Genomic DNA, 23,611 nt, shown 5'->3' with positions numbered 1-23,611 from the left:
GCAAGTGCGAGACATTGAGGCTCCCTCGGTAGGCTCCCTCTCCCCTGGTTTTACCGGGGGAGAGGGCTGGGGTGAGGGGCGCTCTTGATCCGATCCATAAAAAAAGCCCCGCCAAAGCGGGGCTTTTCTACATCTCGATGCGTTACCGCAATCAATCGATATCAAGGAACGAACGCAGCTGTTCCGAGCGGCTCGGGTGACGCAGCTTGCGCAGGGCCTTGGCTTCGATCTGGCGGATGCGCTCGCGGGTGACGTCGAACTGCTTGCCGACTTCTTCCAGCGTGTGATCAGTGTTCATGTCGATACCGAAGCGCATGCGCAGCACCTTTGCTTCCCGCGGGGTAAGGCCGGCGAGCACGTCGCGCACGGTTTCCATCAGGCCGGTTTCCGTGGCCGACTCGACTGGCGAGCTGGCGTTGGTGTCCTCGATGAAATCGCCCAAGTGCGAATCTTCGTCGTCGCCGATGGGGGTTTCCATCGAGATCGGCTCCTTCGCGATCTTGAGCACCTTGCGGATCTTGTCCTCGGGCATCTCCATTTCCTTGGCCAGCTCTTCAGGCGTCGGCTCACGGCCGAACTGCTGCAGCATCTGGCGGGAAATGCGGTTCAACTTGTTGATCGTTTCGATCATGTGCACCGGGATACGGATGGTGCGCGCCTGATCGGCGATCGAGCGGGTGATGGCCTGACGAATCCACCACGTCGCATAGGTCGAGAACTTGTAGCCGCGACGGTATTCGAACTTGTCCACCGCCTTCATCAGGCCGATGTTGCCTTCCTGGATCAGGTCGAGGAACTGCAGGCCGCGGTTGGTGTACTTCTTGGCGATCGAGATGACCAGGCGCAGGTTGGCCTCGACCATTTCCTTCTTGGCGCGGCGGGCCTTGGCCTCACCGACGGACATCGTGCGGTTGATTTCCTTGATGTCGGTCAGCGGCAGGAACAGCTGACGCTCGATCGAGGCGAGCTTTTCCTGCTCGGCGTCGATCGCCTCTTTGTGCGTCTTGATGTTCGGCGACCACTTCTGGCGCTTGCGGCCCAGCTCGTTCGCCCACTCGAGGTTGCCCTCGTTGCTGGGGAAGGTCTTGATGAACTCGGCCTTGGGCATCTTGACGTGCTTGACGAAGATGTCCATCAGCACGCGCTCGTGATGGCGGATGTCGCCCACCACTTCGCGCAGCTTGCGCACGAAACCGTCGATCAGCGCGGACGGCAGTTTCAGCTTGAGGAATTCCTCAGCCATCTGGTCGCGCAGCTTGACGATCTTCTTGTCGGTGATGTCGGTGGCCTTGGGGGCCGCCTTCTGGAACTTGCCGTAGTAGTCGCGCAGCAATTCCATGCGGCGCTTGACCTCTTCCGGATCCGGACCGGTCGGGCCGGCTTCCTCGTCCTCGGTCGCACCGGTGGCGTCGTCTTCTTCGTCTTCGACCTCGACGTCGGCATCGGACACTTCTTCAGCGGCCGCGGCCTGCGCGGCATCGGCGGCTTCTTCCAGGTCGGCAAAGCCGGCCAGGATTTCGCTGAGGCGGCGCTTGCCGTCCAGATGCTGGTCGTACTCTTCCAGCAGCAGCTGGATGGTCAGCGGGAAGCTGGCCAGCGCGGTCTGCACCTGGCCCAGGCCTTCTTCGATGCGCTTGGCGATGGCGATTTCGCCTTCGCGGGTCAGCAGCTCGACCGTACCCATTTCGCGCATATACATGCGCACCGGGTCGGTGGTGCGGCCCACTTCCGAATCGACAGCCGACAGCAACGCAACCGCTTCTTCAGCGGCGGCTTCGTCGTCGGTCGCGCTGCTGCCGTTGTCGGCGAGCGGGTCGGTATCCGGAGCGGCGTCGTGCACTTCAATGCCAACGCCCTTGAGCACCGCCATGATGTCTTCGATCTGCTCCGGATCGACGACGTCGTCAGGCAGGTGATCGTTGATCTCAGCGTAAGTCAGATAGCCCTGCTCCAGACCTTTGGAGATCAGCGCTTTAATTTCAGACTGTTGCTCAGGAGCTTTACTATTCATACCCACCGCCGCGTATGCAGGAACCGATCAGTATACCCATGTGGCGCTTTTTTGACCAGTTTTCAAGTGAAAGTTCGCCCGACGACCGCACGCAAAAATCGCGCCAAACAAGCGCTTGCGGCTGAATTCGTCGAAACCGGGAGATGTCTGGGAGCGGCGGGTCGCTAAGGCACATCGAGCCAGAAAGTGACCGGGCCGTCGTTGACCAGATGTACTTCCATATGGGCACCGAACTGCCCGATTTCCACCCCCGGATGCGCAACGCGGGCCAATTCGACCAGTCGATCGAACCAGCGGCGGCCATGCTCGGGCGATGCGGCGCTGGTGAAGCTGGGCCGCATGCCCGAACGCGTGTCGGCGGCCAGGGTGAACTGGCTGACCAGCAACAAACCACCGCCGGTGTCGGCGAGGCTGCGATTCATCCGGCCTTGCTCATCGGAGAACACGCGATAGCCAAGCAGGCGTTCGAGCATGCGCCGGGTTTGTGCCTCGCCATCGTCGGGCTGGACGGCGACAAGTGCGAGCAGGCCGGGGCCGATGGCGCCGAAGGTGCGGCCTTCGACATCGACGCGGGCGGATTGGACGCGTTGGATCAGTGAAATCATTTTGAATTCAGAGGCGGGGGTTGGGCGGCGATCGGATTGCCATGTCGCGTACTATCTGGCCTTTGCTCCTCGCTGTTAACCCCTCTCGAATAAAGCATGCGTCCCGATATCTACCTTCTCTACCTCCTGCTACGCCTGTTCGGCCTGCTGCCGCTGCGCACCTTGCATGCCATCGGCGGCTGGATCGGCAACGTGTCGATGTGGCGGCAGGCGCGGATGGTGCGGCATACGGCGACCAACCTGCGCATCGTGCGGCCCGAGCTTGGCGCCGAGGCGCGGGCAGCGTTGTTGCGCGATGTGATGATCGAAAGCGGCAAATCGGTGACCGAGATCGCCAAGATCTGGGGCAGCGACCCCATGCGTGCGCTGGCACTGGTGCGCGAAGTGCGTGGCGAGGATGTGTTCGACGCGGCGCTCGCCAGCGGCAAGGGCGTGATCATCGCCGCACCGCACCTGGGTTGCTGGGAACTGCTCAATTACTGGCTATGCCGCAAGACGCCGATGGCGATCCTGTATCGGCCGCCGCGCATCGAGGCGGTCGAAGGCTTGTTGCGCAAGGCACGCGGTGCGCTGGCGCCCGAGCAGGTGCGTGCCGAAGGCGCGGGCGTGCGCACTTTGTACAAACGTCTGGCGGCCGGTGGCACCGTGGGAATCCTGCCGGACCAGAAGCCGCGCGAAGGCGAGGGTCAGCTGGCGCCGTTCTTCGGTCGTGATGCGGAGACGATGGTGTTGCTGCCGCGTCTGGCTGCGCGTACCGGTGCGACGGTGCTGTTTGCGTTTGCCGAGCGGTTGCCGCGTGGCGAGGGTTTTCGTATTCACCTGGTGCCTGCGCCGGACGGGTTGGTCGATAGCGACCTGGCGGTGGCTTGCACGGCGCTTAACCGCGGTGTGGAGCAGTGCGTGGAGTTGGCGTTTACGCAGTATCAGTGGCATTACAAGCGCTATACGCGGAGTGATCGGCCTAGTCCTTATTGACCACCACTACGACCGACACCCTTCCTACCCGTCATTCCGGCGAAGGCCGGAATCTAGTGGCGATGCGCATCGCTTATCGCGACACACGAAACGCTTTTTGTACGAAGCGGCGAAAACCGATTACTGAGCCCACTGGGTTCCGGCCTGCGCCGGAATGACGAGTTAGGGGAGGGCGCGCACGTCAGGCTTGCGGCTTATCCAGCCGTCGCAGAAACACCGTCATTTCCTTCTCGGCCTGCTTGTCGCCGTGCTTCTGCGCCGCCTCGATCCCTCGCTTCCACGCGTCTGCCGCAGTGGCCGCATCACCCAACGCCGCCGCCGCCTTCCCAAGCAATTTCCACGCAGCCGTATACCCGGCGTCGAACTCGACGGCGCGGTGCAGTTCCTCGGCAGCCGTCGCCGCATCGCCCGCGGTCAACAACGCATTGCCCAAGGCAAACCGCAGTAGCGCACCGTCGCGCGGGCCGCCGCACTGCGTGCGCAGGTTGGCGATCAGGGTGTCGTTCACGGCAGGGTGCGGTTGCGCCAATCGTTGACCTGGTAGACCTGGGTCGGCTGGCTGGGCTCTGTCGGTGCATGGCCCGCACGCAACGCGGCCAGCGACGTGGCCGGCCAGGTGACCAGCCATGACGAGCGGAACGGCTGGACCAGCAGCGGGTAACGCAGGTCGTTGCTGCTCAACGTGCCCACCGGCACGACGATCAAGCCGTCGGGATGGGCTGTGGCAAAGGCCTGTATTTCGGTGTCGTCCTTCAGCTCCTGGACGGGCTGGGTCAGGCGACCTTCGAAGTGGAACTGGCCTTCGTAATTGCCGACGTAGGCGATGGCGCGATGCTCGGCATCGGCCGCCGCCAGCAGATGCGCCACGGGGCGCAGGTCGTACTTGTGCCACAGCGTCAGCGTAAACAGCGAATTGAGCGCGAGCGTGCCGATCAGGCCGGCGACCGCGAGGCGACGGGTTTCGCCTCGACCGCGAAGCAGCAGCAAGGCGCCAAGCAGCACAAAGGCCACGCTGAAGACGCGGCTATGCGATGCGGCGCCATCGAACCACTCGCCATGCAGACGATCGCTGGCGACCAGGTTGGGCAGCACGAACAGGAACACCGCCAGCAGCAGGCCGCCGACGCCGAGAATCCAGGTGCCCAGCCAGGCGTTGGTGGCCAGTGCGGGATGTTTTTCACGCAGCACGGCGATCGCGCCGGCAAGCAGCAGGGCGCCGCAGGCCAGCTCGGGCAGCGGGTAGTACAACTGCTTGCCGCTGATCAGCGAGAACACGATGAAGGTCGGGATCAGCCAGCACAGCGCGAAACGCAGGCCCGGCTCCAGTGGCTTGCGCAACGCGCCCAGGGCAACCAGTGCACGCGGCCATGCGGCGAGCGGGAACATCAATACCGGAATCCACTGCAGATACCACCACACCGGTCGCGCATGACTCTGCAGCGGCTCGGCATGCTGCAGGCCGTTGACCACGCGGCCGGCGGTCTGGGTAAAGAACAGCCTCTGGCGATAGGCATCGCCGCCGCTGAAGCCGGCCGGTAACGCCCAGGCGAGCAGAATCACGCCGCCAAGCAGAATCGACAGCACGCCACGGCCATACCAGCGGCTACGGTTTTCGTTCGCCCAGGTACTCCACAGCGGGCCGAGCAGCCACGGGAACACGACATGCACCAGCATCACCGGGCCCTTGGTGAGCAGCCCCAGGCCGATGCACAGGCCGAACAGCAGCCAGCGCGGCTCCTGTCGTGTGCCCTTGGGCGTGAGGCAAAGCAGTGCGGCCAAGGCCCATACGGCAAGCAGCACGTCGTACATGATCTGCAGGCCGAACAGGAAGGCGTAGCTCAGCGCCATCAGCATCCACGGCGCGGCCTTGGCCACCCAGGCGCGGTTCGGGAACAGGCGGCGGGCCATCGTGGCCAGCAGCATCAGTTCGATCGCGCCGAAGGCCACTTCGAGCACACGCGGCCATACGTCATTGACGCCGAACACGAACCAGCCGGCGTGGATCATCCAGAACAGCAGCGGCACTTTCTCGCTGTACGGGGCGCCATTGATATGCGGCACCAGCCAGTGGTGCTGGTTCCACATTTCCCAGGCGACGGCCAGCGTACGGGTGGAGTAGAGCGGCATCGGGCCATGTGAAAACATGGCAATGAGCGCGATAACAATCCATAGCGGCAGCCAGGGCCATAGGGCCCGCAGGTGTTCGGTACGACTGTAGGCGCTTGATGACACGGTAAGACTCTTCCTGGAGATGACGGGATTTTAACCCTAGCGGAGAGGGTTATACCTGCAACGCGCGATGAAGCGTGCAGGTTGAGTGAAGGGATCAGTGAGTTAGCGCGTGTTTGCGCGCTTTTTGTTTGGGTGGGGTTCGGGTTGGGGTGACCGGGCCTTCAATAGCCCGCGCGTCCCCAATACCCGATCCGGCGCCGCAATTTGAGCTTGCGCCACCAGTTCCCCGGCTTGCGCCGGCGATTGCGCCCGCCGCGGGCAATGAACGTATCGATGGCATCGAGCACCCGTTCGCTCGAATGCCCGTCGCGGTAGGGATGGATCGCGTTGGCGAAATCGGCGATGGCCTGCATCAGTTCCGGCGGACGTGCCAGCGCGCGCTCGATCGCCGGCTCGAACTGCGCGGGATCGTCGATATCGATCAACTGCGGGCCGGGGCGGCGATTCTTGAAGGTGACCACCGGTTTGCCGGTCAACAGGAATTCGCTCAGCGCCGAGGACGTATCGGAGCACATCATGTCGACCTGCGGGAACAGTTCGAGGATGTTGTCGTTCTCGGCAAACTGAAGGTATTCGTTCTGCAGTGCCTTGTAGCGCGCCCGGGTTTCGGGGTTCATCTTCGGATGGAAGGTGACGATCCAGCGCCAGAGGCCATCGCGCGAAAGGCGCTTGACCTCGTCATATAGGATTTCCGCGGCGCTCCACGACGGCGAAAAAGTGGAGTGATAGAGAATCACCGGGGGCCGGCGCACGGGCGGCAAGGCACCGGCGATCTCTTTCATGAAAGGGTCGATCTTGGGCCAGCCGGTCTCGATCACGCTGAAATGGCCGAGCTTGTCGGCCAGTGCCTGAAACTGCGCGGTGTCGCGCGGGCCGGTCGTGCAGTACAGGTCGAAAAAGCCACGGATATAGATATGTCGCGGCTTGCCGGCATCGAAGCCATGAAAGGTTTCCACCTTCACGCCCGGGAAAAAGTGCGGCAGATGGTTGGACGAGGTGATGCAGGCGATCGGCCTCCACGCGCGGACCTCTTGCACAGTCAGCAGGCGCTCGCCCTCGACCAGGTCCTCGGCGCCCGGGCCGTCGAAGAACCAGGCAGCCTCGTGTCCGCGTGCGCGGATCGCTTCCTGGATCGGGCGCAGGATCGCCAGCGCGTAGCGCTCCGAGCCGTACAGCAAGTAGTGCTTTTTTTGGGAGTCCGGCATCAGCGGTCGATCTTGTGGCGGGTGAGGGCGGCCTTGGCCATGCGCACGGAGTCCGGGTTATGCCGCATTTCGTAGTAGCGCATGCGTTTATAAAGCGCATAGCTGGCGGCGGTCTGCGCGATCATGAAACCGCGCCAACCATCGAGAAAGGCCAGTCGGAGCAGATAGTCCTTGATAAAGGCCAGGAAGAAAACAAACGGCGCCTGCCACATGCGCACGGGTTTGCCCTTGTCCAGCCAGTCCAGGCATTTGAGCTCCGAGTAGCGCAGCACCTTGAGCTGCTTGTGCACCAGGGTCGGATTGTTGGCGTGATTGAACGGCGCCTGCATGACCGGGGCCTGGCCTTCGTAGCGCAGCGATTCGTGCACCCGTACATCAGCCCAGCGCGCGCGGTCGCGGTGGTAGATCCGTGCCATCTTTTCGCCCATGGCCGGGCGATACCAGCGCATCGGCCGGCCCATGTAGATGGTGCTGCGGCGCAGGACCACGGCCGGGCTGTCGCCGGCCATGATCCCGGGTAGCTGCGCGGCCAGCTCGGCGGCCAGCTCCGGCGAAAGGTACTCGTCGGCGTCCAGTGCGAGGATCCAGTCGTGAGTGCTATGGGTGGCCGCTGCGTTGCGCTGGGGGCCGAATCCCAGCCAGTCCTGATGCACCACCCGGGCGCCATGGGCCTGGGCGACGGCGACCGTATCGTCCTCGCTACCGCTGTCGACAATGAGTTTCTCGGCCGCAAATGGCACGCTATCCAGGCAGCGGGCAATGTTTTCTGCCTCGTTGTGGGTAATGACGACGAGGGTGAGCGGGAGCTTCGGCATGGCGTGAATTCTAGCCGCAGGTCACCCAATTTGTGATTTGGTGCGTTAAATCGGCATGGCAAGATTTCGCGGTCGGCTGATTTTCAGGTCTCCTCGCGCAGTATTCGCTGCGAATTAACCGTCTTGAATGAGATACTTAACGGCCAGGGGTCCGGTGCCAGGAATGTCTGCAGGAATGAGCGAGCAAGTCCTTTCGCCGCAAGGAAGCCAGCGCGAGTTGATGGAAGCGCGGGCCGGTCTGGAGGCCTCGCGTGGTTCCTCGGTGCTCGCGTCCTGGCGGGCCGCTGTAACTCAGCGTGAGAGCTGGCGTTACCTCCTGGGCCTGGGCATCCTGTGGATGCTGCTTGGCATGGTGGTCATGCCGGCGGGTGCTTCGTTCAACCCCGGCAAGATCTATCAGGGCAGCCTGATCCTGCTGATGTATCTCCCGGCGTTGTGCCTGGCCTGCACCCAGCGCGGCCGCCTTTGGCGCGAACTATGGCCGCTGCCCCTGTTTCGCCTGTTCCTGGTGATGCTGGCCTGGGCCACGTTGTCGTTGGCCTGGGCTCACTTAAGGCATGTGGGGGACGAGTTTGGGCGTCTGCTCAGCGTCATGACCTTTGTGCTGGCCTGGCAGTTGTGGGATTCCGATACCGAGGACTACGTAAGCATGCTGCTGTTCATCGGCGGCATCGGCGTGGCGCTATGCGCCGGTTTTTATTGCGTGCTTTTTCTGCTGCAACCCGATTCGTCCGACCGCATTGCCGGCGAGGGCACGATTGCCGCGACCAACTACGCCGCCGCCTTGATGGGTGCGGTATCGATCTGGATGACCCAGCTGCGTCTGCGTACGCGTCATCTGTCGATCCTGCGCTGGGTGGCGATCGCGCTGCTGCTGGCCTTTGTCGGTCTGACGCATACGCGAGGCGTATGGCTGGCGCTGGGCATCTGTGTCGTGCTGGCGCCGCTTTGGCAGTCGCTGCGACTGCGCCGGTGGTTGATGGTCATGGCCGGCCTGCTGGTCGTGCTGGCCATCGCGGCGCCCTTGCATCTGCTGACCGAGCGCGGCATGTCGCTGCGTCCGCAGCTGCTGGAAGCGTCGTTGCAACAGATTGCACAGCGGCCCTGGCTGGGTCTGGGCCAAGGGACGCCGATCACGCTGTGGGTCGCCGGGCTGGCGTATACGCACAGCCATAATTTGCTGACCCAGGTGACGCTGGAGCTGGGCTTGCCCGGACTGCTGCTGACGGTGGCGATGTGGTTGATGGTCGGCTGGCAGGGCTGGCGCTTCCGGCACACGATGCGCGGGCGCATTCTGCTGGGCCTGTGGATCTACGCGTCGGTGGTGCTGCAGCTCGATATGCCGCAGCTGCTCGATAGTCCGCGTCCAGGCTGGATCCTGGTCTGGCTGCCGTTCTCCCTGGCCATCGCCCTGGAGCTACGCAAGCGCGCTGAAGGCAGGGCGGATATCATTCACCGTTGAACCTAACGACAACCCGCTGCGCCTGATGCGCGGCGACGGGGACGGTGAATGAGCAGAGTGTTGGTGACCGGTGGTGCGGGTTTTCTCGGATCGCATCTGTGCGATCGACTGATCCGCGATGGCCATGATGTCCTGTGCCTGGACAATTTCTATACGGGCAGCAAGCAGAACATCGTTCATCTGCTCGACCATCGCTACTTCGAGCTGATGCGCCACGACGTCACCTTTCCGCTCTATGTGGAAGTGGACCGCATCTTCAACCTGGCCTGCCCGGCCTCGCCGGTGCACTACCAGCACGACCCGGTGCAGACCACCAAGACCAGCGTGCACGGCGCAATCAACATGCTGGGTCTGGCCAAGCGGCTGCGCGCGCGGATTCTTCAGGCGTCGACCAGCGAAGTCTATGGCGACCCGGAAGTGCACCCGCAGCGCGAAGAATACTGGGGCCGGGTCAATCCGATCGGCATCCGCAGCTGCTACGACGAAGGCAAGCGCTGCGCCGAAACGCTGTTCTTCGATTATCACCGCCAGCATGCGCTGGAGATCAAGGTGGTGCGTATCTTCAACACCTACGGCCCGCGCATGCATCCCAACGACGGCCGCGTGGTGAGCAACTTCATCGTGCAGGCGCTCAAGGGCGAGGACATCACCATCTACGGCGATGGCCAGCAGACGCGCAGCTTCTGCTATGTCGACGACCTGATCGAGGCAATGGTTCGCACGATGGAAACGGGCCCCGATTTCGTCGGCCCGGTGAATATCGGCAATCCGCACGAGCACACCATCCGCGAGCTGGCGGAAAAAGTCATCGCGATGGTCGGCGGCAAGTCCAAGCTGATCTTCAAGCCGCTGCCGTCGGATGATCCGCGCCAGCGCCAGCCGGATATTTCCCTGGCCAAGGAAAAGCTCGGCTGGGAACCGAAGGTGCATATCGACGACGGCCTGCGCGAAACGATCAATTATTTCCGCCAATTGCTGGGCCAGTAACATGGCCGCGCTGACGTTCTCCGTCGTCGTCACCAACTACAACTATCGCGAGTTCGTACTCGAAGCGGTCGACGGTGCGCTGGCGCAGAGTCGCGCGCCGCTGGAAGTGATCGTCGTGGATGACGGTTCCACCGACGAGTCGGTGGACCTGCTGCAGGCGCACTATGGCGACGATGCGCGAGTAAATCTGGTGGTTGGGCCGAACGGCGGCCAGCTCACCGCCTTCCAGCGTGGGTTGGCCAAGGCGAAGGGCGACATCGTGTGCTTTCTCGATGCGGACGATCGCTGGGGGCCGGATTACCTGCGCCAGGTCGGCGAGGTTTTCGACGCACGCAACGATATCGATTTCGTCTTCTCCGACGTCCAACTGATCGGCAACGAATCCGGCCGGCAAGGTTACGCCGAACGGGCCACCGATCTTGGCTACACCGTGCTGGGCACCTGGGTGCGCGCGCACTGGTATGGCGCACCGACCTCGGCCTTGGCCTTGCGTCGCCGGCTGGCCGAGCGAGTGTTGGACCTGCCGCCCGAGTTTGTCGCGCAGTGGCGTATCTCGGCCGACAACTGCCTGGTGTTTGGGGCCAGCGTGCTGGGGGCGAAGAAATATTTTCTGCCGACGGGGCAGGTGGATTACCGCATTCACGGCCGCAACGGCTGGTGGCACGATCAAAAGAAGGCACGCGAATTCCTGGCCCAGTTCCGCTCGCGCTGCCTGATCAACTACTACGCGCAGCGCATGCAGCTGGACATTCATGCCCTGGACCTGGTCAAGCACGAGTTCAAGTCGCGCAGCCAGCCGACCTGGAAGGAGGCCTGCATGTATGCGGATATCGCACTGCGTGGCCCCGCGGTGTGGTGGAAGCGGCTGGAGCGAGCGATCGCGATTTTGTCGCGCGGCGCACGCAGCAAGCAAAAATAACCGCGTATGAAGACCAGTCTCGTCGTACTTACCTATAACTGGCCGGCGGCATTGCGACGGGTGCTGGAAAGCATTGCAGCGCAACGTACGCTGCCGAGCGAAGTCATCGTCGCCGATGACGGGTCCACCACGGAAACGGCGGAACTCGTCGCGGGGTTTGCGGCGACGTTTCCCGTGCCGCTACGTCACGTATGGCAAGACGATCTGGGCTTTCGCGCGGCGCGGGCGCGCAATCGCGGATTCGTCGCCTCGCAAGGCGAGTACATCATCCTGATCGATGGCGACATGGTGCTGCATCGCGACTTTGTCGCCGATCATCTGATGCTGGCCGAGCCGGGCTATTTTCTGCAGGGCGGCCGGATCAAGACTACCGAACGGGAAACAGCGCGTTTGCTCGGCGGCGGCAAGCCGGTGTTTGCGCCGTGGACGCCGGCGGATTTCCATGTCTTCGATGGCATCAAGCGTCTGTATGCGTTTCGTCAGCCGGCGCTGGCGCGCTGGAAGGCGCGTGGTCGCAATGGCGGCCGCGTGATGAGCTGCAATATGAGTTTCTGGCGCGAGGATCTATTGCGCGTCAACGGCTTTGACGAGCGCATGGAAGGTTACGGCGCGGAAGATCGCGAGTTGGCCGCACGCCTGGGCAATGCCGGGGTAAAGCGGCGACAGTTGAAGTGGGGCGCGCTGGCGTTGCATCTGGAGCATCCGTCGCGTGCACAGCCGGATGTGGACGATATGAGTCTGCCGAACAACCGGCTGTTTCGTGCAACGGTGGAGCAGAAGATTACGCGTTGTGAGCGCGGGATGGATGGGCACATTGGGGAGTTTGGGGCGTAAAAGCCCCCCTCACCCCAGCCCTCTCCCCCAGCAGAGCCAGGGGAGAGGGAGCGACAGCGCGAAACTCTGAAGCTACTTCAGTCAGTCCCCTCTCCCCTGGCTTTGCCGGGGGAGAGGGCTAGGGTGAGGGGGGCTCTGGAGCTTGGACAACGCCTCATTCAAGCGCACCGGAAACCCAGCCCGATTCTCCTCGAACCATCGCCGCGCAGCCTGTCCCAAGGCAGCCACCGCAACCTCATCCATACCAAGACACCGCTCGATCGCCGCCTCCATCGCCACGTCATCGAACGCATACAACGTCGCCAGATCCTGTGCCCCCGCCGCATGCGCGGCAACCAGCACGCCACGCTCATCGGTCACCAGCTCATTCATCGGCTCCGCATCCAGCGTCACCACGACGGCGCCACAGCTCATCGCTTCGGCGATGTAGTGGCCATAGCCTTCGGTCTGCGATGGACATAAATGGAAGCGATGCTCGTTCTGCAGCCGACGATAGGCCTCATCGTCCAGATGCTCGCGCACCAGCCTGACGTTCGCCGGCATATCGCTGGTGTCCACGCGTTTGCGACGCCAGACCACGGTAAGCGTCGGCCATTCGGGATGACGCGCCCAAAGCTGCAGCAAGGCTGCTGTGCCCTTGTTGCCGCTTCTGCCCGGGCCGTGAAAGAACGCCTGCTTTTTTGGTGCATCGGGCAGCAGGCGATCTTCGCTGTCAAAGCCGATAAAGCGTGTCCTCGCACCGAGTGCATCGAACAGGCGCGCGGCATGGCGCGTCTTGACCCACACCTCGTCCATCGCGCCCAGCGCCGCACGGTCTTCCGGCCGGAAGTATTCGGGGTTGGGTATGACGACGTTGCATGTGGCGGCAGGAATGAATTCGGGGCGGATGCGTTCGAGCATCACGTTGACGTCGAAAGCCGGTTTTTTGCCTTTCAGTTTCAGGCGCGTCAGCCATTCGGCGAAGCGGCCACGATGCGGTAATCCCAGCATGTCCGCGGTATGGCCGGTTTCGCGCAGCGCTTCGGCGAGCCGCTGCAGGTCACGGCTGAGCCCTGCGCCATTGTCGCGAGCGATCAGCTGGCAACGCTTATTGCTCGGCATTGTCCGGGTCTACCTGCAGATTATCGTCCTGGCTCGGCACGCAGCCCGGCACCACGGCGTCGGCCTTGAACAGCCACCACTGGCGACGGTTGGCGTGGCCCAGATCGATCGCCTTGTCGCGCAGCACGCAGTCGCCCAGTGCGCCGTCCTGCGCGAACAGCCAGCGCGTCGCCGGCGCCTGCGCCTGCCACTGCACACCAGCGCTGTATTGCTTGCGCGTGGGTTGCTTGAATCCGAAATCGACGGCGGGGCGTTCGAGCATCAGCAGGTTCTGCTCGGTCCAGTCGACCAGGCCGATCTCATCTTGCGGGCCGAGCTTGCTGCGTACATCGCGCATCAGGCCGGCGGACGAACTCGAATCGTTGAGCAGCGGCGACGCCCAGAAACCCCACACCAGCCACAGTACGGCAACACCGCCGATCACGGCCCAGACGGCACGCTTGAGCCGGAAGATCGCCACTAGCAACAGCTGCAGCACGCCGATGGTGATGCACATCCACCACAGTGAATTTTCGCCTTCGTCGAAACCGCGCGATGTCGCAAGGGCGACCGCAAACTTGGGGTGCGCCGCCAGCGCGTAGATGCCGAGCAGCAGCATGGCGGCGCCAAGCAGGCCGATAAACGCCAAGCCCAGGCTGCGCAGCCAACGTGTTGCCAGCAGTTCGTCTAGATACGGCGCGGTAATCAGCGCGAGCATCGGCACAGCGGGAAGAATATAGACGTCGCGCTTGCCCGGCGATGCGCTGAAGAACAGCAGCATCAAGACGATCCATCCCAGCGGCAGCAGAATGCGCGCGTCTTTGGCTTTGAGCGCGCGCCACCAGCGCGGCCATGTACCGGGGTAGGTCAGCGACAAAGGCAGCCAGCTCAAGAGCAGGATCGGGATGTAATAGACCGGCGAATGCACGTGATGCCAGGCATGTGCATAGCGGCCCGCGGTCTGGCGGAACAGGATGTCGTTGACGTACGCCAGATACTCCGGATTGGCTCCGCCGCGCGTGTACGCGGTCACCAGCATGGGTACCAGCCATAACGCGATGGCAATCAACACCGCGAGCAGGCCGAGCAGCCAGCGCCACCATGCGCCGGGTCCCATCGCGGGCATGCCGCTCCAGCGCCAGCGCGCGGCCACTGCATAGGGAATCAGCATGAGTAGCGCGATCACGCCGACGCCCTTGGTGATGACGCCCAGCCCTGCGCAGAAACAACCGAACCAGTACATGCGCCAGTTCGGTCCCAGCAGCATGTGCCGCAGCAGGCCGTAGTTCGCCGCGGTGATAAAGAACACCACCAGGGGGTCGATCTGCGCGCGTTTGACTTGGTAGACAAGCTGGAAACACATCAGCAGCGCCATGCCGGCATACATGCCGACGCGACGGTTCCACAGACGGCGACCCAGGTCGTAGATCAGCAGCATGCTGCCCAGCGCGGCGAGCAGGGACGGCAGCAGGAAGGCGACACGCCAGCTGCGCACGACCAGGTAGCTGGCCGCTTCCAGCCACATCAGCATCGGCGGTTTGTCGGAGTAGAGCTCCGAGCCGCGATGCGGGAACAGCCAGTCGCCGCTCTCGACCATGTGCTTGGCGACCAGCGTGAAGCGCGGTTCGTCCGACGGCCAGGGATCGCGCAAGCCGATTCCGGCACCGATCACGACGATGGCGAACAGCAGCATCAGCCAGAAGGTGCGGCGATCGTTGGAGGTGGCTGGCGTGGATGAGTACATGCGAAAGATCGTGAGAGTCTCAGGCCGGCATAGTACATGGAGGCGCCTGGGGAGCTCTTTGTGGAGGCTTAGGGCTGAGCAACTTCAGGGAGCCCCTAAAACCACCTCCTACTCGTCATTCCGGCGAAGGCCGGAATCCACTCCTCAAGCGCGGATGCTTGCCATATGTTTCCTGACAGGCGAAGACTGAGGAGTAGATCCCGGCCTGCGCCGGGATGACGATAGGAAAAACTGAGGTTTTCGAGTCGAGGCCTAGCGCTTCTCGATCGCCGCGTAATACATCCCATCAAGATCGCCATCACCCGCCAACACCTGCCAACCGATCGCGGCCCGCTGCCCGACCGGTAACTCGAACGCCACCACATGCGCATCTTTCTGTGCGCCGAGCCACGCCTCGATCACCGCTTCGTTCTCCGCCCGCAACAGCGAGCAGGTGACATAGACCAATCGCCCACCGACGGCGAGCGTCGGCCACAACCCATCGAGAATCCGCCGCTGCTGGGCGGTCAACGCAGCGATATCGGTATCGCGACGATGCAGCCGTACATCGGGCCGGCGGCGCAACACGCCAGTCGCCGAGCACGGCGCATCGATCAGGATGCGGTCATAAGGCTGGCCGTCCCACCACGCATCCGGCTTGCCGGCGTCACCGATGACCAGCTGGGCGGAAAGGCCGAGGCGATCCAGGTTCTGCGTGATGCGTTCGGCGCGATGCGCGTCGAACTCCAACGCGGTCAGCGTGACATCGGCACGTTCGAGCACATGGCAGGCCTTGCCGCCCGGTGCTGCGCAGGCATCGAGCACGCGCTGGCCGTTCCGCGCATCCAGCAGATCGGCGGCAACTTGCGCCGAGCCGTCTTGTACGGCAAACAGGCCTTCGGTAAAGCCCGGCATACGCGTCACATCGCTGCTGTGCGGCAGCACGATGCCGTCACGCAGCCAATCGTGTGCTTGGGCTTCGTAGCCGGCGGCCTGGAGGCGTTCGATCAATGCATCGCGCGTGGCGCGGCGTGCGTTGACGCGAAGCATCAGCGGCGGCTCGCGGTTGTCGGCAGCCATGACGGCGTCGGCCTGGTCCGGCCAGTCGTTGACGATCGCCTTGGCAAGCCACGCCGGATGCGCATGGCGCGTGCGCGGCTGGGCATCGAGTGCGGCCAGATGTTGCTCGCGTTCGCGCTGCCAGCGGCGCAATACGGCATTGACCAGGCCGGCCAGCTGCGGGCGCTTGAGCTCGCGGGCAGCTTGCACGGTGGCGGCAACGGCGGCGTAAGCCGGCAATTGCAGAATTTCCAGCTGCACCAGCCCCAACACGAGCAGGGCGTGGATGCGCGGTTCTTTCTCGCGCAGCGAACGCTCCAGCAGGCGATCGAGCGCCGCGTCGAAACGCAGCCACCAGCGCGCGCCGTCGCTCACCAGCGCCATCAGCAGGGCGCGGTCGCGCGAATCGGGCAGGCGTGGCGCCTGGCGTTCCATCACTTCGCGCAGCGAGACGCCGCGCAAGGCGACATCGGCCAGCGCCTGGGCGGCAAGAGCGCGTGTGTCGTTCATCGTGTCCCGCGCAGTTCGGGCCGCGCATTGAGATAGTCGGTGGCAGTAATACGCTTGCCGCCGGCACGCTGCACGGCAGTGACACGCAGGATGTTCTGGCCGCACGCGATGTCGATGCCTTCGCGACCGGCAGCGACCACGGTACCGGGCATGGCGTCATGCGCCTGCTCCACGGCGTGCGCCGACCAGATGCGCAACGTCTCGCCGGCCATCTCGCCCTCGGCCACCGGCCAGGGGTCGAAGGCGCGGACCTGATATTCGAGCTCCTGCGCGGTGCGGCTGAAATCGAGCCGGGCCTCGGCCTTGTCCAGCTTGTGCGCGTAGGTCACGCCTTCGTCGGGTTGCGCACGAGCGACCAGCGCTTCGCCGGCGATGACACGCCGCAGGCCTTCGGCCAGCACGTCAGCGCCCAACGTGGAAAGCCGATCATGCAGGCTGCCGCCGGTGTCCTGGCGCTCGATCGGCGTGCGCCGCTCCAGCAGCACGGGACCGGTGTCGAGGCCGGCTTCCATCTGCATCAGGCCGACGCCGCTTTCGCTGTCGCCGGCAAGAATCGCGCGCTGGATCGGCGCGGCGCCACGCCAGCGCGGCAGCAGGCTGGCGTGCACGTTCCAGCAACCCAGGCGCGGCAGGGCCAAAACCTTGCGCGGCAGGATCAGGCCGTAGGCCACCACCACCATCAGATCAGCGCGATAGGCGGCCAGCGTCTGCTGGACCTCGGCGGATTTGAGCGACTCGGGCTGCTCGACCGGAATGCCGGCGGCCAGCGCGGCCTCTTTGACCGGGCTGGGCGTCAGCTTGCGGCCGCGGCCGGCCGGGCGGTCCGGCTGGGTGTAGACGGCCACCACGTCGGCGCCGCTGGCGCGGCAGGCTTCAAGGCAGGGGACGGAGAATTCGGGGGTGCCAGCGAAAACGAGCCTCAAGCGCTGGCTGCCTGCTTGCGCTGCTTGTCCATCCGCTTGAGCAGCATCGAGCGCTTCAGCGGCGAGAGATAGTCGACGAAGACCTTGCCGGCCAGATGGTCCATTTCGTGCTGGATGCACACGGCCAGCGGGCCTTCGACCTCGATGACCACCTCTTTGCCGTCGACATCGTTGGCCTTGACCTTGACCTTGAGCGCGCGGGTCACGTCGGCATAGATGCCGGGGAACGACAGGCAGCCCTCCTGATAGACCTGCGAGCCGTCCTTTTCCAGGATTTCCGGGTTGATCAGTACCATGGGCTCGTTGCGGTCGTCGCTCATGTCGGCCACCAGCACGCGCTGGTGCACGTTGACCTGGGTAGCGGCCAGGCCCACGCCGTTGGCGGCGTACATGGTTTCGAACATGTCGGCCACGAACTGCTTGAGCTCGGCGTCGAACACGGTGACCGGCGTGGCGACGGTGCGCAGCCGCGGGTCGGGGAATTCAAGGATGGTCAGCGTCGTCATAAGGTCACCTTTGCGCGCAAAAATGCGGGCGAATTGGTGAAAACCAAGCCTGCGCGCGATCTAGAATGTGCCTCATTGTAAGGCCATAACCCCGTGGCTGGCAGACCATTTTGCCAACTGGTGCCAGTTGCGGACATAAGTTGTTCGGTTACACTCGCCCGAGCATCGGGGGATGGGGGATTCCCGTTTATGATAAGAAAGTCCGTTGGGCTGCTGGCCGGCATGCTGGTCACGGTAGCCGTGTACGCTGCGGGGGCGCAGTTGCGTGCCGATCACCCGGACACCTATACGGTGCGCCGTGGCGACACGCTGTGGGCCATTTCCGCTCGCTTCCTGTCCAAGCCCTGGCTCTGGCCGGAGATCTGGCAAGCCAATCCGCAGGTTCAGAACCCGCACCTGATCTACCCGGGTGACGTGCTCAATCTGTCCTTCATGAACAATGGCCCGCGTCTGAGTCTTCAGCCGCGCGTGCGCACCGAGCAGGACGCCGTACCGGCGATCCCGCTGTCGCAGCTGCAGACGTTCCTGAAAGACATGCGCGTGATGGATTCCAACGCGGTCAACGATGCGCCTTACGTGGTCGGCTTCGAAGAAGCCCGCCTGCGTGGCACCGTCGGCCAGAACATCTACGTGCGCAAGCTCAACAGCGAGCCCGGCCAGCATTGGGCGGTCGTGCGTCCGACCCACGTCTATCGCGACTTCGGTTCCGACAAGAAGGTCGACAACCACGATGACGACATGGTCAGCCACGTGATCGACAGCGATGTCAGCATGTTCAAGGGCCCGTGGCACGAGGACTTCCGCAACGATGGCCACTACGGCCGCGGCAAGGACCTGGGTGTCGAAGTCAGCGTGATCGGCGAAGTCGAGGTGCTGCGCAAGGGCCACGATGCCGATACCGTGCTGCTGCTCAACTCGACCGAGGAAATCCGCAAGGGCGATCGCCTGATGCCGGTCGACGACAAGCCGTACGACGCCTACTACTACCCGCATGCACCCAAGTCGGTGCCTGAAAACGCCCACGTCCTGGCCTTCTCCGGCGCCGATGCACTCGACGCCGCCGGTCCGACGCAGGTCGTGGCCTTGTCGATCGGTGCGAAGGACGGCGTGGAAAACGGCCAGACTTTCTCGATCTTCCAGCCGGGCGAAACGATTGCCGACGACGTGCGCAGCGACAGCTGGGACCGTGGTACCGGCCATCGCGTCGACCTGCCGGAAGAGTTCGTCGGCCACGTGATGGTGTTCCGCACGTTCGACCGCGTCAGCTACGGCCTGATCATGGACGGGCTGCGGCCGGTGCATATCCGCGACCACCTCGTCGCGCCGCAATAACGATTTCGGTCTGTTCCGACACAACGGCGCGGTCATCCCGCGCCGTTGTCTTTTGGGCGGCGCCCATACACTGCAGCGATGGGCGACAACATCGATGCATGGCTGACTTTGCTGCGTACACCGGGCTTCGGGCAGGCCGCTGTACGCGAATGGCTGACGGCGGCCGGTGGCGATATCCAGGCGGCGCTCGCGCAGGCGAAGCAGCAAGCGAGCGGTCGTGGTGCCGCACGGGCACGAGCCTGGCTGCGGCAGCCCGATACGTCCTTGCTGGCGTCCGATCGCGCCTGGCTGGCGGAGCCCGGCCATCGCTTGCTGTGCTGTGACGACGCGGACTTTCCGCCGCAACTGGAAACCATCGACAAGCCGCCGGCGGCACTGTTCGTGGCAGGGCGCGTCGAACTGCTGCTGCATCCGCAGGTGGCCATTGTCGGGTCGCGCAACGCCACCTCGGCCGGTCTGGCCACGGCACGCCGTTTCGCTCAGACGCTCGGTAGCGCCGGGTTCGTGATCACCAGCGGCATGGCCGACGGCGTCGATGGCGCGGCCCATGCGGCGGCGCTGGCGGCCGATCTGCCGACCGTAGCGGTCGTCGGTACGGGCCTGGACGTGGTCTATCCTCGAAAGCACCGGGAGCTGGCGTGCCAAATCGCCGCACAAGGGGCTGTCGTGAGCGAGTTTCCGCTCGGTACCAGCGCCCGGGCGGAGCACTTCCCGCAACGAAATCGCATCATTTCAGGGCTTTCGCTGGGCACGTTGGTGATCGAAGCCGACCTGTGCTCGGGATCGCTGATTACCGCCCGACTGGCAGCCGAGCAGGCCCGGGAGGTATTCGCCGTCCCCGGTTCCATTCATAATCCGCTCGCCCGAGGCTGCCACAAGCTGATCCGCGATGGCGCACGCCTGGTTGAGACGCCCACCGAGGTGACTCAGATACTGACTCCAGCCGCCCGCGCGCTGGGTCTGGAGCTGAACGAACGGCTGGAGCGAGCTGGCAGCTCACCTGTGGTAGTCAGCGGCTGGCGGGGCGACCCGGCTTACGGCGCGCTGCTGCAGGCGCTGGGGTACGACCCGACAGACATGGACGATCTGGTCGGACGCACGGGACAGAGCGCCAGCGCCCTGTCATCCATGTTGCTGATGCTCGAACTGGAAGGTTTGGTCGAAAGCCTTGCCGGTAACCGCTTTCAGCGGTTACCCGAGGCTGGCTGAATGTGACCGCCTACCGGGGTTTCACACGATCCAGCTTGACAGCCATCGAGCGGACGTGGTCTCACTAGATATAGAGCCCGCCGTCCAGGACGGCGGTGGCCCGTTTCCGGAAAACCCGTTACATGGCGAAAAACCTGCTTATCGTCGAGTCGCCCGCCAAGGCCAAGACGATCAACAAATATCTCGGCAAGGACTTTCAGGTCCTGGCCTCCTACGGTCACGTGCGTGACCTGAAACCCAAGGAGGGCGCCGTCGACACCGACAACGGCTTCGCCATGGCCTACGAGGTGATCGAGCGCAACGAGAAACACGTCGACGCCATCGCCAAGGCCGCCAAGCTGGCCGACGACATCTATCTGGCGACCGACTTGGATCGCGAAGGCGAGGCGATCTCCTGGCATATCAGCGAGATCCTCAAAGAGCGCGGCCTGACCAAGGGCAAGCACCTGCATCGGGTGGTGTTCTCCGAAATCACCCCGAAGGCGATCAAGGCCGCCGTGGCCCAGCCGCGCCAGCTGTCGCACGACATGGTCGATGCGCAGCAAGCGCGTCGTGCGCTCGACTACCTGGTCGGCTTCAACCTGTCGCCGGTGTTGTGGCGCAAGGTGCAACGCGGCCTCTCCGCCGGCCGCGTGCAGAGCCCGGCGCTGCGCATGATCGTCGAGCGCGAGGAAGAGATCGAAGCGTTCATTGCGCGCGAGTACTGGACCATCGAGGCCGGTCTGCGCCATCCCGATGGCGATTTCAGTGCCAAACTGACCAAGCTGTACGGCAAGAAATTCGAACAGTTCGACCTGACCAACGAAGCCGACGCGCTGGCCGCGCGCGACGCGTTGAAGCAGGCCGCCGCCGGCCACCTGACGGTCAGCGACATCGGCTCGAAGGAACGCAAGCGCCGTCCCGCGCCGCCGTTCACCACCTCGACGCTGCAACAGGAAGCCGCGCGCAAGCTCGGTTTCTCCACCAGCCGCACGATGAAGATCGCGCAGGGCCTGTACGAAGGCGTGTCGATCGGCAGCGAAGGCAATGTCGGTCTGATCACCTACATGCGTACCGACTCCACTGCCTTGTCGGACGACGCGACCGGCGAGCTGCGCCAGCTGATCGCGCGCGACTTCGGTAACAAGGCCTTGCCAGACGGTGTGCAGGTCTACAAGACCAAGTCCAAGAACGCGCAGGAAGCGCATGAAGCCATTCGCCCGACCTCGGCCATGCGCACGCCGCGCGAGGTGTCTTCGTTCTTGAACGACGACCAGCGCAAGCTGTACGAACTGATCTGGAAGCGCACCGTCGCCTGCCAGATGATCCATGCCACCTTGAACACGGTGTCGGTGGAGTTCGCACTCGCCAACGTCGCCGGAAAAGACGCCTCGTTCCGCTCCACCGGTACGACCGTGATCGATCCGGGCTTCCTTGCCGTGTACGAGGAAGGGCGCGACCAGAAGAGCGCCGAGGACGAAGACGAAGGCCGTCGTCTGCCCAAGCTGAAGGTGGGCGAAAAGATTGCGGTGCAGGACATCCTGGCCGACCAGCATTTCACCGAGCCGCCGCCGCGCTATTCCGAAGCGAGCCTGGTCAAGGCGCTGGAGGAATACGGCATCGGCCGTCCGTCGACCTACGCCAACATCATCCAGGTGCTGCTCAATCGCGAGTACGTGTTCCTGGACAGCCGTCGCTTCAAGCCCAGCGATGTGGGTCGCGCGGTCGGCAAGTTCCTGACTCAGCATTTCACCCAGTACGTCGATTACGAATTCACCGCGCGCCTGGAAGACGAGCTCGATGCGGTAAGTCGCGGCGAAGAAGCCTGGGTGCCGCTGATGGAGCGCTTCTGGCAGCCGTTCAAGCAGCAGGTCGACGAGAAGACCGAGTCGGTCGATCGCAGCGAAGCTACGGGTGCGCGCGAGCTGGGCAACGATCCCAAGAGCGGCAAGCCGGTGTCGGTGCGTCTGGGCCGCTACGGACCGTATGCGCAGATCGGCGACAAGGACACCGACGAAAAGCTGCAGTTCGCCAGCCTGCGTCCCGGCCAGAGCATGCACACGATTTCGCTGGAAGAGGCGATCGAGCTGTTCAAGCTGCCGCGTAAGCTGGGGCAGGCCGAGAATGGCGATGAAGTAAGCGTGGGCGTGGGCCGTTTCGGACCCTTCGTAAAGCAGGGCAACACGTATGCCTCGCTGAAAGTCGAGGACGATCCGTACACCATCGAATTGCCGCGCGCGCTGCAGATCGTGCAGGAAAAGCTGGAGATGCTCGCCAACCGCGTGATCAAGGATTTCGGCAACGGCGTACAGGTGCTCAATGGTCGGTACGGCCCCTACATCACCGACGGCGAAAAGAACGCACGCATACCGAAGGATCAGGAGCCCAAGGACCTGACCGAAGCGCAATGCATCGAATTGCTCGCTGCGGCGCCGGTAAAGAAGGGCCGTGGTGCCACCAAGAAGGCGGCCAAGAAGGCGCCGGCAAAGAAAGCCGCAGCCAAGAAAGCGGTGGCCAAGGAGCCGGCGGCCAAGAAGGCCACAGTCAAGAAAACGGCTGCCAAGAAGACGGCTTCCAAGAGCGCGGCAAGCAAGAAAACAGCTGCCAAGAAAACGTCCACCAAGAAGGCCGCGGCCAAGAAGAGCGCGGTGCGTAGCGACGCGTGACCACACGTTTCGCTCGCGATGAGGTCGATGCGGCCGCGGCGCTATTGCGTCGCGGCGGCGTCATTGCCTATCCGACCGAGGCGGTTTATGGCCTGGGCTGCGATCCGCATGATCGCGCTGCGTTCGAGCGGCTGTTTGCCCTGAAGCAACGGCCGGCGACGCAGGGCGTCTTGTTGATCGCCGCGGATTTCCGGCAAATCGCACACTACATCGACAATGCCGAGATCTGCGAAGACACGCTCGATCGTATTCGCGGCGAGTGGCCGGGTCCTTATACCTGGGTGTTCCCGCGCAGCCCGGCGGTACCGGCCTGGATCGCCGGCGGCCATGCCGGTATTGCCCTGCGCGTGACCGCGCACGAGCCGACCGCGGCGCTGTGCCGTGCTTTCGGCGGCGCACTGGTCTCGACCAGCGCCAATCCGCATGGCCATCCGCCGGCACGCACGGCGGCCGAGGCCGAGGCCTATTTTGGCGAAGCGCTCGATGGGCTGGTCGATGCTCCGGTCGGCGGTCAGGCCTCGCCTACGCTTATTCGCGATGCGGTGAGTGGCGTTATCATTCGGCCCTGACGGGCGCGGC

The 23,611-nt window shown here is 63.8% G+C and carries 20 protein-coding genes; 9 read left to right on the top strand and 11 right to left on the bottom strand.

Annotated features, from left to right (window positions below; genetic code table 11):
* Nucleotides 1-151: 151 nt before the first annotated feature.
* A complete protein-coding gene (gene rpoD / locus QMG46_RS01985; protein ID WP_281850765.1) occupies nt 152-2,011 on the bottom strand; it encodes an RNA polymerase sigma factor RpoD in 1,860 nt (619 codons plus the stop codon).
* Between the two features lie 164 nt (nt 2,012-2,175).
* Entirely contained in the window at nt 2,176-2,616 is a 441-nt protein-coding gene (gene dtd, locus QMG46_RS01980) for a D-aminoacyl-tRNA deacylase (protein ID WP_281850764.1), read from the bottom strand.
* A 96-nt stretch (nt 2,617-2,712) separates the two neighbouring features.
* Here dtd and QMG46_RS01975 point away from each other — a divergent pair, with 96 nt between their 5' ends.
* The gene (locus tag QMG46_RS01975; RefSeq protein WP_281850763.1) at nt 2,713-3,591 is read left to right on the top strand and encodes an LpxL/LpxP family acyltransferase; all 879 of its coding nucleotides are present in this window, start codon (nt 2,713-2,715) and stop codon (nt 3,589-3,591) included.
* A 181-nt stretch (nt 3,592-3,772) separates the two neighbouring features.
* Here QMG46_RS01975 and QMG46_RS01970 read toward each other — a convergent pair whose 3' ends face one another.
* The 4 genes from QMG46_RS01970 to QMG46_RS01955 form a co-directional block, all read right to left on the bottom strand.
* Entirely contained in the window at nt 3,773-4,099 is a 327-nt protein-coding gene (locus tag QMG46_RS01970) for a hypothetical protein (RefSeq protein WP_281850762.1), read from the bottom strand.
* Nucleotides 4,096-5,823, bottom strand: coding sequence for an ArnT family glycosyltransferase (locus QMG46_RS01965; RefSeq protein ID WP_281850761.1), 1,728 nt, complete (start codon nt 5,821-5,823; stop codon nt 4,096-4,098). The genes QMG46_RS01970 and QMG46_RS01965 overlap by 4 nt, the downstream gene beginning before the upstream one ends.
* Before the next feature lie 161 nt (nt 5,824-5,984).
* A complete protein-coding gene (locus tag QMG46_RS01960) occupies nt 5,985-7,028 on the bottom strand; it encodes a CDP-glycerol glycerophosphotransferase family protein (protein ID WP_281850760.1) in 1,044 nt (347 codons plus the stop codon).
* Nucleotides 7,028-7,843 (bottom strand): glycosyltransferase family 2 protein, encoded by an 816-nt coding sequence (locus QMG46_RS01955; RefSeq protein WP_281850758.1) that lies wholly within the window; start codon nt 7,841-7,843, stop codon nt 7,028-7,030. Before QMG46_RS01955 ends, QMG46_RS01960 begins: the two co-directional genes overlap by 1 nt.
* A gap of 175 nt (nt 7,844-8,018) precedes the next feature.
* Here QMG46_RS01955 and QMG46_RS01950 point away from each other — a divergent pair, with 175 nt between their 5' ends.
* Genes QMG46_RS01950 through QMG46_RS01935 form a run of 4 tightly spaced genes read left to right on the top strand, consistent with a single transcriptional unit; the run spans nt 8,019 to nt 12,045 of the window.
* Nucleotides 8,019-9,305 (top strand): O-antigen ligase family protein, encoded by a 1,287-nt coding sequence (locus tag QMG46_RS01950; protein WP_281850757.1) that lies wholly within the window; start codon nt 8,019-8,021, stop codon nt 9,303-9,305.
* A gap of 48 nt (nt 9,306-9,353) precedes the next feature.
* Nucleotides 9,354-10,292 (top strand): UDP-glucuronic acid decarboxylase family protein, encoded by a 939-nt coding sequence (locus QMG46_RS01945; RefSeq protein ID WP_281850756.1) that lies wholly within the window; start codon nt 9,354-9,356, stop codon nt 10,290-10,292.
* A gap of 1 nt (nt 10,293) precedes the next feature.
* Nucleotides 10,294-11,211, top strand: a complete 918-nt coding sequence (locus QMG46_RS01940) for a glycosyltransferase family 2 protein (protein WP_281850755.1) — start codon at nt 10,294-10,296, stop codon at nt 11,209-11,211.
* A gap of 6 nt (nt 11,212-11,217) precedes the next feature.
* Entirely contained in the window at nt 11,218-12,045 is an 828-nt protein-coding gene (locus QMG46_RS01935; RefSeq protein WP_281850754.1) for a glycosyltransferase family 2 protein, read from the top strand.
* 81 nt (nt 12,046-12,126) lie between these two features.
* On the opposite strand, the gene QMG46_RS01930 is transcribed toward QMG46_RS01935, so the two are convergent.
* The 5 genes from QMG46_RS01930 to def all read right to left on the bottom strand — a co-directional run bounded on the left by QMG46_RS01930 (nt 12,127) and on the right by def (nt 17,846).
* The gene (locus QMG46_RS01930; RefSeq protein WP_281850753.1) at nt 12,127-13,146 is read right to left on the bottom strand and encodes a glycosyltransferase; all 1,020 of its coding nucleotides are present in this window, start codon (nt 13,144-13,146) and stop codon (nt 12,127-12,129) included.
* Complete coding sequence (locus tag QMG46_RS01925; protein WP_281850752.1) at nt 13,133-14,869, bottom strand: ArnT family glycosyltransferase; 1,737 nt, start codon at nt 14,867-14,869, stop codon at nt 13,133-13,135. The genes QMG46_RS01930 and QMG46_RS01925 overlap by 14 nt, the downstream gene beginning before the upstream one ends.
* 252 nt (nt 14,870-15,121) lie before the next feature.
* The gene (gene rsmB / locus QMG46_RS01920; RefSeq protein ID WP_281850751.1) at nt 15,122-16,417 is read right to left on the bottom strand and encodes a 16S rRNA (cytosine(967)-C(5))-methyltransferase RsmB; all 1,296 of its coding nucleotides are present in this window, start codon (nt 16,415-16,417) and stop codon (nt 15,122-15,124) included.
* Entirely contained in the window at nt 16,414-17,340 is a 927-nt protein-coding gene (fmt, locus tag QMG46_RS01915; protein WP_281850750.1) for a methionyl-tRNA formyltransferase, read from the bottom strand. The genes rsmB and fmt overlap by 4 nt, the downstream gene beginning before the upstream one ends.
* Nucleotides 17,337-17,846 carry a peptide deformylase gene (def, locus tag QMG46_RS01910; RefSeq protein ID WP_281850749.1) on the bottom strand — a complete coding sequence of 170 codons (510 nt, stop codon included), beginning with the start codon at nt 17,844-17,846 and terminating at the stop codon, nt 17,337-17,339. Before def ends, fmt begins: the two co-directional genes overlap by 4 nt.
* A 189-nt stretch (nt 17,847-18,035) precedes the next feature.
* Between def and QMG46_RS01905 the strand changes: the two genes are divergently transcribed.
* From QMG46_RS01905 to QMG46_RS01890, 4 genes are all read left to right on the top strand, one after another.
* Complete coding sequence (locus QMG46_RS01905; RefSeq protein ID WP_281850748.1) at nt 18,036-19,178, top strand: LysM peptidoglycan-binding domain-containing protein; 1,143 nt, start codon at nt 18,036-18,038, stop codon at nt 19,176-19,178.
* A gap of 78 nt (nt 19,179-19,256) precedes the next feature.
* The gene (dprA, locus tag QMG46_RS01900; protein ID WP_281850747.1) at nt 19,257-20,387 is read left to right on the top strand and encodes a DNA-processing protein DprA; all 1,131 of its coding nucleotides are present in this window, start codon (nt 19,257-19,259) and stop codon (nt 20,385-20,387) included.
* 122 nt (nt 20,388-20,509) lie between these two features.
* Nucleotides 20,510-23,032: a DNA topoisomerase I gene (locus QMG46_RS01895; RefSeq protein WP_281850746.1), complete on the top strand. Its 2,523-nt coding sequence runs from the start codon at nt 20,510-20,512 to the stop codon at nt 23,030-23,032.
* Nucleotides 23,029-23,601, top strand: a complete 573-nt coding sequence (locus QMG46_RS01890) for an L-threonylcarbamoyladenylate synthase type 1 TsaC (RefSeq protein WP_281850745.1) — start codon at nt 23,029-23,031, stop codon at nt 23,599-23,601. Before QMG46_RS01895 ends, QMG46_RS01890 begins: the two co-directional genes overlap by 4 nt.
* Nucleotides 23,602-23,611: the final 10 nt, after the last annotated feature.

Origin of the sequence: Dyella sp. GSA-30 (assembly GCF_027924605.1) — a bacterium.
In the GTDB taxonomy this organism is placed as follows: Bacteria; Pseudomonadota; Gammaproteobacteria; order Xanthomonadales; family Rhodanobacteraceae; genus GSA-30.
This window is presented reverse-complemented; position numbering and strand designations above follow the sequence as displayed.

Coding starts and splice junctions, on each gene's coding strand:
- QMG46_RS01930 (WP_281850753.1), bottom strand. CDS start 13,146: ATGCCGAGCAATAAGCGTTGCCAGCTGATCGCTCGCGACAATGGCGCA.
- QMG46_RS01895 (WP_281850746.1), top strand. CDS start 20,510: ATGGCGAAAAACCTGCTTATCGTCGAGTCGCCCGCCAAGGCCAAGACG.
- QMG46_RS01940 (WP_281850755.1), top strand. CDS start 10,294: ATGGCCGCGCTGACGTTCTCCGTCGTCGTCACCAACTACAACTATCGC.
- QMG46_RS01905 (WP_281850748.1), top strand. CDS start 18,036: ATGATAAGAAAGTCCGTTGGGCTGCTGGCCGGCATGCTGGTCACGGTA.
- dprA (WP_281850747.1), top strand. CDS start 19,257: ATGGGCGACAACATCGATGCATGGCTGACTTTGCTGCGTACACCGGGC.
- rsmB (WP_281850751.1), bottom strand. CDS start 16,417: ATGAACGACACACGCGCTCTTGCCGCCCAGGCGCTGGCCGATGTCGCC.
- QMG46_RS01950 (WP_281850757.1), top strand. CDS start 8,019: ATGAGCGAGCAAGTCCTTTCGCCGCAAGGAAGCCAGCGCGAGTTGATG.
- QMG46_RS01960 (WP_281850760.1), bottom strand. CDS start 7,028: ATGCCGGACTCCCAAAAAAAGCACTACTTGCTGTACGGCTCGGAGCGC.
- QMG46_RS01925 (WP_281850752.1), bottom strand. CDS start 14,869: ATGTACTCATCCACGCCAGCCACCTCCAACGATCGCCGCACCTTCTGG.
- dtd (WP_281850764.1), bottom strand. CDS start 2,616: ATGATTTCACTGATCCAACGCGTCCAATCCGCCCGCGTCGATGTCGAA.
- QMG46_RS01955 (WP_281850758.1), bottom strand. CDS start 7,843: ATGCCGAAGCTCCCGCTCACCCTCGTCGTCATTACCCACAACGAGGCA.
- def (WP_281850749.1), bottom strand. CDS start 17,846: ATGACGACGCTGACCATCCTTGAATTCCCCGACCCGCGGCTGCGCACC.
- QMG46_RS01975 (WP_281850763.1), top strand. CDS start 2,713: ATGCGTCCCGATATCTACCTTCTCTACCTCCTGCTACGCCTGTTCGGC.
- QMG46_RS01945 (WP_281850756.1), top strand. CDS start 9,354: ATGAGCAGAGTGTTGGTGACCGGTGGTGCGGGTTTTCTCGGATCGCAT.
- rpoD (WP_281850765.1), bottom strand. CDS start 2,011: ATGAATAGTAAAGCTCCTGAGCAACAGTCTGAAATTAAAGCGCTGATC.
- QMG46_RS01935 (WP_281850754.1), top strand. CDS start 11,218: ATGAAGACCAGTCTCGTCGTACTTACCTATAACTGGCCGGCGGCATTG.